10 protein-coding genes and 1 tRNA gene are annotated in these 9016 nt (G+C 54.5%); 7 read left to right on the top strand and 4 right to left on the bottom strand.

The features are described from left to right. Positions 1-90: 90 nt before the first annotated feature. Positions 91-164, bottom strand: a tRNA-Cys gene (locus tag HOJ95_03530). A 463-nt stretch (positions 165-627) separates the two neighbouring features. Here HOJ95_03530 and hemE point away from each other — a divergent pair. Genes hemE through hemG form a run of 3 tightly spaced genes read left to right on the top strand, consistent with a single transcriptional unit; the run spans position 628 to position 4081 of the window. Further along, a complete protein-coding gene (gene hemE / locus HOJ95_03535) occupies positions 628-1659 on the top strand; it encodes a uroporphyrinogen decarboxylase (protein MBT6393753.1) in 1032 nt (343 codons plus the stop codon). Beyond that, on the top strand, positions 1659-2627 hold the full coding sequence (hemH, locus tag HOJ95_03540) for a ferrochelatase (GenBank protein ID MBT6393754.1): 969 nt from the start codon (positions 1659-1661) through the stop codon (positions 2625-2627). Before hemE ends, hemH begins: the two co-directional genes overlap by 1 nt. Beyond that, the gene (gene hemG / locus HOJ95_03545) at positions 2624-4081 is read left to right on the top strand and encodes a protoporphyrinogen oxidase (protein ID MBT6393755.1); all 1458 of its coding nucleotides are present in this window, start codon (positions 2624-2626) and stop codon (positions 4079-4081) included. Before hemH ends, hemG begins: the two co-directional genes overlap by 4 nt. A 32-nt stretch (positions 4082-4113) precedes the next feature. Here hemG and HOJ95_03550 read toward each other — a convergent pair whose 3' ends face one another. Further along, positions 4114-5367, bottom strand: coding sequence for a TIGR04053 family radical SAM/SPASM domain-containing protein (locus tag HOJ95_03550; protein ID MBT6393756.1), 1254 nt, complete (start codon positions 5365-5367; stop codon positions 4114-4116). Positions 5368-5922: 555 nt separating this feature from the next. Here HOJ95_03550 and HOJ95_03555 point away from each other — a divergent pair. From HOJ95_03555 to HOJ95_03570, 4 genes are all read left to right on the top strand, one after another. Continuing rightward, the gene (locus HOJ95_03555) at positions 5923-6441 is read left to right on the top strand and encodes a hypothetical protein (GenBank protein MBT6393757.1); all 519 of its coding nucleotides are present in this window, start codon (positions 5923-5925) and stop codon (positions 6439-6441) included. Positions 6442-6521: 80 nt separating this feature from the next. Continuing rightward, positions 6522-6689: a Flp family type IVb pilin gene (locus tag HOJ95_03560; GenBank protein MBT6393758.1), complete on the top strand. Its 168-nt coding sequence runs from the start codon at positions 6522-6524 to the stop codon at positions 6687-6689. Positions 6690-6943: 254 nt separating this feature from the next. Continuing rightward, positions 6944-7378 (top strand): pilus assembly protein, encoded by a 435-nt coding sequence (locus HOJ95_03565; protein MBT6393759.1) that lies wholly within the window; start codon positions 6944-6946, stop codon positions 7376-7378. A 74-nt stretch (positions 7379-7452) separates the two neighbouring features. Further along, positions 7453-8436: a Tad domain-containing protein gene (locus HOJ95_03570; GenBank protein MBT6393760.1), complete on the top strand. Its 984-nt coding sequence runs from the start codon at positions 7453-7455 to the stop codon at positions 8434-8436. Between the two features lie 43 nt (positions 8437-8479). Here HOJ95_03570 and HOJ95_03575 read toward each other — a convergent pair whose 3' ends face one another. Together HOJ95_03575 and HOJ95_03580 are read right to left on the bottom strand one after the other, a co-directional pair. Further along, positions 8480-8881, bottom strand: a complete 402-nt coding sequence (locus tag HOJ95_03575) for a DUF393 domain-containing protein (GenBank protein MBT6393761.1) — start codon at positions 8879-8881, stop codon at positions 8480-8482. Continuing rightward, on the bottom strand, positions 8841-8993 hold the full coding sequence (locus HOJ95_03580; GenBank protein MBT6393762.1) for a 4Fe-4S binding protein: 153 nt from the start codon (positions 8991-8993) through the stop codon (positions 8841-8843). The genes HOJ95_03575 and HOJ95_03580 overlap by 41 nt, the downstream gene beginning before the upstream one ends. Between the last annotated feature and the right edge of the window lie 23 nt (positions 8994-9016).

Genomic DNA, 9016 nt, shown 5'->3' on the forward strand with positions numbered 1-9016 from the left:
AGACTATGAGCCCTGTTCCACCGATTCATCTAAGTTGTTCACGCAACCAATAAAAAAAGGGATCCCCGAAGGAATCCCTTTGTAAATCGTTGGAGGCGCCACCCAGATTCGAACTGGGGATAAAGGATTTGCAGTCCTCTGCCTTACCACTTGGCTATGGCGCCGTATCGCTAGCCAGGCCCTTGAGCCCGGATTATTTTTAAAATTATACCCGGTAAATGTCCTCTATATAAACGAGCGAGCGTTATATATCATGCCTCGCCGCCCCTGCACACCCCCGTGTTGCACCAGGCAAAAAAATGCTGAATTCGCTGAAAATAGACGAATTATGTTGACGATCAATACGGGATGGCCGATAATTTAAAGTACATCAGAAAGGAGGTGGTCGAATTTATGAAAATTGACTGTAGCGATGAGGTGACTGCCGTTTAGGCAGGGAAACTGGGGAGCTGCCTGGTTTCCTTCGCCCAGGCGAATTTAAACAGCTCACCGTAACCCCCAGCCCTTCGGGGCTGGGGGTTTTTCGCTTTTAGATCGTGGTAAAGGGTGGTAGCTTTTCTTTCGTGGGTAGCTGGATATTGGTATTGATGGCTTTTTTTATTCAATAGGCATGGAGTTTTACATTCTATGAGCGAAGATCAATCCCCTTTCCTCAAAGCTTGTCGTGGCGAGAAGACTGATTACACCCCCATATGGCTCATGCGCCAGGCCGGGCGCTATATGCAGGAGTACCGTGAGGTGCGCGAGCGCACACCTTTCATGGACCTGTGTGCCAACTCCGATCTTGCCGCCGAGGTGACGGTCACGGCGGTGGAGCGAATTGGCGCCGATGCGGCGATTATATTTTCGGACATACTTCTCATACTTGTTCCGATGGGCATGGATCTTACGTACGGCAAGGGCGAGGGGCCTATCTTGGGCAATCCTATTCGCTCCGGGGCCGATGTTGATCGTCTGTGTGAGGCGCCGCCCGAGGCCCTATCGTTTGTCTATGAAGCGATTCGAAAAACGCGTGCCTCTCTTAAACCCGAAACGCCGCTCATCGGTTTTTGCGGCGCCCCCTTTACGCTTGCCTCATACATGATCGAGGGGGGCGGTTCGCGCAATTACGCCGAAACGAAAACATTGATGTACACCGATTCGGGCGCATGGCACGCACTGATGAACCTGGTTTCCCGCTCGCTCGTAAAGTATGTGAAAAAACAAATCGAGGCGGGCGCCCAAGTCATCCAGATTTTCGATAGTTGGGTGGGTTGCCTGAGCCCCGAGGATTACCGTGAATTTGTTTTTCCGCATGTGCGCCTATTGCTGGACAGCATCTCGGGCGATGTGCCCGTGATTCATTTCGGCACGGGAACGGCGACGCTTCTCGATGAGCAGAAAAAAGCGGGTGGAGACGTCATCGGGCTCGACTGGCGCGTCAACCTTGGTGAAACGTGGGACCGTCTCGGTAATGTGTCTGTCCAGGGAAATCTCGACCCCTGCACGCTCCTGGGAGACCGAGAGACGCTTAGCAAGCGCGCAGGGGAAATTCTCCGCCAGGCGGGCGGGCGCCCTGGCCACATTTTCAACCTCGGGCATGGTGTGTTGCCCATGACCTCCGTGGACAACGTGAAATTTCTTATTGATTTTGTTCATGAGTGGAAGGTGGACGCCTGATGCCAGCTGGCTACGATTCGGTTCTCCTCATCGGTTTCGGCGGGCCAACGAAAGGTTGCTGCCGAAAATATGAAGATTGCCCGGGCGAGGCGTTTTGCTTTGTTAAAAATGTGGTGGGTGATCGTGCTGGCGGCGATGAGCGCATTCAAGAAGTGTCCGAGCACTACAAACATTTCGGCGGCGTCTCCCCATTTAGTTTTTTCTCGCAAAAACAAGCTGGCGCTCTTGAAATGGAGCTTGAACGTTTGGGCCATCAGGTACCCGTTTATGTGGGCTATCGATTCTGGACCCCGTTCGTGAAGGAAGCCCTTGCCGAGATGCACCGCCGGGGGCTGCGGCGAACGCTAGCCATTGCGCTTGCGCCGCATCGCGCCAAGGTGAGCTTTGAGGCCTATCGCAGCGAGGTGGCAGCGGCGAGGGAGGCCCTGGACGGCGAGGCGCCCGAGGTGGATTTCATCGAGACCCCCTGGTTCGATCATCCGGGGTTTGTTGGTGCCACGGCGGGGCGCATCAAGGAACTCGAAGCGCTTATGGGCAAGGAGCGGTACCGCGAGGCGCATCTGATATTTTCGGCGCACTCGATTCCGGTGCCCATGGCAAAGGTTTCGCCCTATGAGGCGCAATTTGTTGGGACAGCCGAAAGAGCTACCGAGGTGCTCGGAAGGGACGGTTTTAGTTTTGGGTATCAGAGCAGTCCGAATGTTCCGCCCGGTACATGGCTTGAGCCCGATGTTCTCGACATGGTGAGTGAGGCGGCGGACCGAGGCGCGAAGGATGTCATCGTGGCCCCCGTGGGATTTATCTGTGATCACGTGGAAGTTCTTTTCGACCTCGACGTTGAGGCCAAAGAGGCGGCCGAGGCGCACGGAATGGGATTCTTCCGCGCGGGTACCGTCGGCTCACACCCCAAGTTTATTTCGATGCTCTCTGAGATTGTCATAGCCCAGATGGCGGGAGAGGGCGCTTGAATCAGGTGTCTGCATCAAAACCTCTGCGACGCGCGGTTGTCCTCGGCGGCGGAATTACCGGTCTTGTCGCCGCCCATCGGTTACGGGAGGGGGCGCGGGAGCGGGGGATTTCTCTTGAGATTACCCTGGCCGAGGCCGGGGGGCGTTTTGGCGGCTCCATCCAGACGGCTCGCGAGGCGGGTTTTGTCATGGAGCGGGGGCCCGACTGTTTTCTCTCAACCAAACCCGAGGGCCTTGCTCTGTGCCGCGAGTTGGGACTCGAAGGCAATCTTGCGGGTACTAAATCTGCTCATCGGCGTAGTTTTATTCTGAGAAATGGGCGGCTTGTACCTGTGCCCGAGGGGTTCTATCTCCTCGCGCCCTCCTCGATGCTCCCCTTCATCACCACCCCGATTTTCAGCCCGCTCGGCAAGCTCCGGATGGCGATGGATTTTTTCATTCCCGCCAGAAAAGAAACAGGCGATGAAACACTGGCGAGTTTTGTGCGCCGCCGCTTCGGCCAGCAAGCCCTTGAGCGAATGGCGCAGCCCATGATTGCCGGAATCTATTCAGCTGATCCAGAAGAATTGAGCCTTGAGGCGACGATGCCCCAGTTTCTAGAAATGGAGCGCACGCACGGCAGCGTCATTCGGGCCTTGAGAAAGCGGATGCGCGGCATGGCGGCGAGCAGTCAAAAAAGCTCGACCAGCGGCCCGCGCTACGGGCTTTTCCTGACCCTGGATACAGGGATGGAATCGATGGTAGATGCCCTGCTTGAGCGCATTCCCGCTGAATCTCTTCGATCAAATGCGCGGGCCACCTCTCTGCGCCCAGAGGGCGAGCGCTGGCGAGTCGGCTTCGAGGACGAGGGAGAGATTGAGGCTGATGCTGTGTGTCTTGCGCTGCCGGCTGGCTCTACACAAAAGTTGGTGAAGGACCTGTCTCGGGGGTTGGCGGATCGTTTGAGTGAGATTCCCGCCGGCTCGGTTGTGACCCTGAACCTCGCGTTTGATCGCGGGCAGGTGGCGCATCCCCTCGATGGGATGGGTTTTGTTGTTCCTGAAATTGAGAGCCGAATTCTCCTGGCCTGCTCTTTTTCTAGTTCGAAGTTCGAGGGACGGGCGCCCGATGGCAAGGTGCTCCTGCGCGCCTTCGTGGGCGGGGCGCAGGGGAAAATGGCCTTTGATTTATCGGACGATGAAATGATTGAGCGCGTGATGGCAGAACTTGGGCCGCTTCTTGGTATTCGAGGGGCGCCCGAGGCGGCTGTTCTTACGCGCTATCCGGGGGCAATGGCCCAGTACCGCCTCGGCCATATCGAGCGTGTAAGCGCTATTGAGGACGAAATGAAAAAGCTGCCCGGCCTCGCCGTAGCGGGCAGCGCCTATCGCGGAGTGGGTATCCCTGACTGCGCTGCGGGCGCGGGAGAGGCCGCAACGCTCCTGCTTGACCGTATCGCCTCTTTATCGAATTAATTTTTTCCAAGAATAAATCAGCGCCCTGTGGATTATTCCGGCTTCATGAGGGCCGCGTTGACCTCGGCGCGGCTAAGGGAGCTGGCTGTCGCATGGTCGCTCCGGTAGGTGTTCGAAGCTGTTTTATCCGAGCCCGGTCGTTGTGGCCGGTAGGTGCAGTAGGATTCGCTGGCGAGAAAGTTTCCCGTAATGGCCCAGGCCCTTGACCGCGAGCCGCCGCACACATCGTTGTAGTCGCAGTAGCCGCATTTATTCTCGTAGCCCTCGGGGCGCCTTAAGGCACGGAACATTTCATGGTTGCGGTAGATGTCCACGAGTGAGGCGTTTTTCACGTTGCCAGCCGAGACAGGCAAAAATCCGCTTGGCATGACCTCGCCGAGGTGGCTGACAAACACAAAACCCCTTCCGTCGTTCACGCCTTTGGAGGCGCGCCCGGCAGTGGTGTGGGCGCTACCACCTTGTCCGCCTGTCGCATTGAAGCCCGGGGCTGAGGCAAGAGGGGCGCTGCCGTTCTGGTGAACTCCCTCGATGCGATCCATCGCTGTGCGCTGCATCATTACCCGTCGGTAGTGCTGGGCGGCGGTGGTCTTGATGTCAAAGGGCATCTCGCGGCTCAAATCGTATAGTTCGTGAAAAACTTCTTCGTGCCCCTTGGGCGAGATCATGAGATGGCGTCCGCCTCTCCCCACGGGTACGAGGAAGAACACGCTCCAAAGGGTGATGCTCTCCTCTGCGAGAATTGCGGCGATATCGCGCACCCTGTCCTTGTTGAAGTGGGTGACGGTGGTGTTTACCTGAACCTCAAGGCCGATTTCGTGAGCGAATCGAATAGAATTCATCGTCCACTCGAAGCTTCCCTCGACGCCCCGAAATTTATCGTGGCTCTCCTTATCGTGGCCATCGAGGCTGACGGCGAGCCGGACGAGGCCTGAGTCTTTCATGCGTTTGATGATGGCGCGCGTCATTTTTTCGGTGCCAGCCGGGGTCATTGTCATGCGAAGACCAATTTCAGCGCCGTGCCGGATGATTTCGAAGATGTCGGGCCGCTCAAGCGGATCGCCGCCCGTGATGACGAACAGGACGGGCCCGAATCGGCGAGTTTCATCGAGAAGGGCGAAGGCCTCCTCGGTAGTCAACTCGCCGATGTTGCGGCCTGGGCAAGCCTCGGCCCGGCAGTGCAGGCAGGCGAGGGAGCAGGCCTGCGTCACCTCCCAGATTACGATAAACGGGGAGCGATCAAAGTCGATTTTGAGGAAATCTGGTTTTCGAGACACCAAGGTATTCATTGTCGGGGTTTCGGCCGGAAAAGTCATCGAATCGCTTTTCTCCCGAACATCCTAACTGGGGGGAATTGTCCGCGAATGCCGTTAATTTGATAATAAGGGCAGGGGCGAAAATCCTTGTTGCAAAACTCTTGGATGGTGTTCGAATGCCGCTTGGTGAGGTTTACATATTCGGTATCGAAGCAGAGAATGCTTCCCTCCGGGGATTTTTCGATAAATGGACAATTATCAAATAGATACATTGTAATTTCCTCTTGGGCTGCTCGCTGAGGGAAAGGCGAAATCTTAATTAAGGACAATATAGTCCTGTATTAGTGATTTTGCAACAGATTAGGCCCTGGAAGTTTGCGTTGTCTATTTTTCACCGATAAATAGATTAGCGCAGAGGTTGTAAAACGTTGTTTTTCGTGTGATTTTTAGTCTCCCGCTCCCGCGGGGGGGATACGTGAAATATTTTCAGTGGGGTCTGAGTAAAGTGTCGGGAGAGTTTTGATCGTATAAGCGGGGTGTTGTGGTTGGTTTGTATCGGATTTTTTTGACCTGGAGAGACTAAATATCGTGTTTGATGACTTTGAGCAGCGTGACGATTATCAGGATATTGAGGAGCAGAAAAAAATACTGGAGAAAATGCGCGTCCTCAAAAAACCGTTTGTGGGAATTGTTTCGGGGTATCACGACTTGGGGTATCGCGTTTTGGGGCCCGAGATGAAAGATGGCGCCGGCTCGGTCCAGATATCGGGAAGGCTATTTGTTAGCCCAAAGCTCGTCTGGACCCCCGCCGATATGGAAAAGACATTTGGCGATATGTTTGAGGACACCGAGATGATGGATTCGAATCTTGTTGGCCGGGTGTTCGCTTTTCCCAAAAGGGTGTCGGGTAACTATAAGGTTGAATCCGAGCATCTTAAGGTGACGCAGCACGAGTGGAGCCCGGATCTTTTAATCGAAAAGGTCATGGAAGAATTAATGAGTAAAGAGATCACGGACACTGCGGTTATCAGCACTCCCAATGTACGTTTCTATCCGTTGGCGATTCAAAGATTTATTCACGAGATTCTTAACGAAGAGTTTTCTTAATTCCCCCCTTTGAGGAGGTGGAAATGCAGCCACTGTCCGAAAAGGAGAATTTGTTTTCGATTTCTGCCGCCTGGGCGGCATTGTCACGCTTTTCGGGTGCCGGTCGATTTGGCTCCGAGCAGGGACAATCCCTCGTAGAGTACGTATTAATCCTATCGCTGGTTTCTATTGTGGTCGTGGCGGCACTGGGCCTTCTGGGGACTGCCGTTGTCGATCTGGTCGATTCGGTGGTTGATTTGTTTAGTTAAGATACTTCAAGTGTTTGGCGTTTTTCTTGTACTTTTTGTCGGCTAGAAATAGCCACATGTCTACTTGAATTCAAACAAACAAAGCCTAATTTAATTGTAGTCTTGCTCACAGTTAATATGTGGTTCAAATCACCTACTTTATTACACTTAGTTATTTGAAAAGGTGTAGATTAATAGGTGTAAGAGGGGTAGCCAAAATGCATGCCCTTTGGAGACAGCCAGGTGATTCACTATAGAAGGACTTTGAAAAAGTCATGACCAGGCAAAAGACGAAGATGGATAGAGTAATTTCGATGATTCACAGATGGCGCGGGGAACGTGGCCAGGCGGTTGTCGAATTCGCGCTTCTTGCGCCCATTCTGATTGTCTTGGTGATGGGTGTGCTAGACATGGCGCGTGCCTATAGCGTGCTACAGGTGGTGACAAATGCTGCACGCGAGGGCGCGCGGCAGGGAATACTCCCAGATAGCACCGACGCCCTGGTGACGACGACGGTGGAGACTTTCCTCACTGCAGCGGGGCAAGCAGGTTGTACGACGATTGGCGTGAATGTTGGTTCTGCCGCCAGCGCGGGCGACAGTACGGCGGTGACGGTTTCTTGTGATTTCGAGGCTTTGACGGGAACGCTGATACCCGGCTGGGAGGGCACTTTTGCACTTGCCCAGACGGCGACGATGCGGCACGAATAAGTGGTGATAGGATAATTACAAAAATAATGGAGGGTAATTTTGTGATTTTTAATAAAACATCTTGCAGGACTTTTTTGGCAAGTGTTCGCAAAATATTCAAGGAGACGAATGGGCAGGCACTTATCGTCGCGGCGCTTGCGCTTCCCGTTATCGGCGGCGCTGCCGCACTGGCGGTAGATGTGGGCCATGCCTATGTGGCCAAAACATCGATTCAGACAGCTGTGGACGCCGGAGCACGTGCAGGCGCTGCGATTCTGGCAGATGGTGGCTCGCAGGCCGACGCTACGACCGCCGCCACGACATTTGCCAACGCGAATCTCGATACGGCTGTCTATCTTGCCAATGCGGTGCCCGCTGTTTCGTTTCCCACCTCGACCTCAATATCGGTTTCGGTTGAGCACGACGTGTCGTTTTATTTCGCGCCGCTTGTGGGTATCGATTCGACATCCGTGAGCGCTAGTGCCACGGCAACACTTGCCAGTGTTTCTGGTGTCGGTGCTAATTCGCTAGTTCCCCTGGCAATCTACTGCAACAACGATACAGGCTGCGCCGGTGTGTTGAGCGTGGGGCAGAATTATTCTCTTCAACGTTATTGTGGGAATTTTTTCAAAGATGGGGCGACGGGAAGCTCGTGCGGCAATACCATCTCTGATGGTGAGGTTTTCCTCGTGGGCATCACGTTTGACAACAACAACAGCAACGCCGCTTTTCGCTCTGCTGTTGAGGACGGTTATTCGGATTCAGTTTCCCTCGGACAGGAGGCGCGGGCACTGCCCGGCAATCGAAACGGTTGGCGTAGCGGGATGACGAACCGGCTGAGCGATGGAAGAAACGAGGCGTATGTCCCCATAATTTCCGGGCTGGACCCAACGACGGGTACCTACAACATTCAAATAGCCGATTTTGTGAAGGTGGATATCTCCAGTTTCGTTGAAGACGGCAGCACCGACACAACAACGCTTCAGATTACGCAGGGCGCGGTTTCCACCACGGATTTCGCGGACTCAGGCGAGGGATTGGACATCAACTCGGTCGTCGGCGTTCGTTTGTCGAACTAAGCCGAAAGTTGGCCCATCGGGTAATGTAGCAGGGGCCCCCAGTCTAGCGGTTTTTAACAAGACGGCCGATAAGCCACCTGTTTCGGGCGATAAGCCAGTAAAGAATTTCCACCGCATACACAAAAGGCGCCGCTGACATAACAGCGGCGCTTTTTTTCCATCCAAGCAGCGATAAAATTTCGAGAAAGGCTTGCCCAGCCGAAACCGGGCTCTGGCCCGGCGAAATGAGTTGAATGGCGCGCTGGCATTGCTCCCGTAGTGCTTTGCTCATCGGGGGGATGGGAACTTCTTGGTAGGGCACTGGGAGAATCAGGCCCCTTTTATCCAAACGCAACAGCCATTCAATGCAGTTTTTACAAAAAGCGCATTCCCCGTCCCAGAGCAGGATGGCCCGCCCCTCAAGATCATTCATCACCAGGGGACTGTGGTAATTGTTCGCCGGCACGCTCGAATACCTGAACAGCTGCAGGATATGTCGGGCAATGGTATTCGCAGACGCCGCACCCGGTGCAGGCCTCGCCAATAAGCGGCCCTTTGAGTTCTCCCTCGGAGACCATTTGGATGGCGCTCTCTCCAACAG

This window comes from Nitrospinaceae bacterium, from assembly GCA_018669005.1.
Taxonomy (GTDB): Bacteria; UBA8248; UBA8248; order UBA8248; family UBA8248; genus UBA8248.

Bases quoted from the DNA above. Each gene is read 5' to 3' on its own strand.
- hemE (MBT6393753.1), top strand. From the start codon at position 628: ATGAGCGAAGATCAATCCCCTTTCCTCAAAGCTTGTCGTGGCGAGAAG.
- hemH (MBT6393754.1), top strand. From the start codon at position 1,659: ATGCCAGCTGGCTACGATTCGGTTCTCCTCATCGGTTTCGGCGGGCCA.
- HOJ95_03550 (MBT6393756.1), bottom strand. From the start codon at position 5,367: ATGAATACCTTGGTGTCTCGAAAACCAGATTTCCTCAAAATCGACTTT.
- HOJ95_03565 (MBT6393759.1), top strand. From the start codon at position 6,944: ATGACCAGGCAAAAGACGAAGATGGATAGAGTAATTTCGATGATTCAC.
- HOJ95_03580 (MBT6393762.1), bottom strand. From the start codon at position 8,993: ATGGTCTCCGAGGGAGAACTCAAAGGGCCGCTTATTGGCGAGGCCTGC.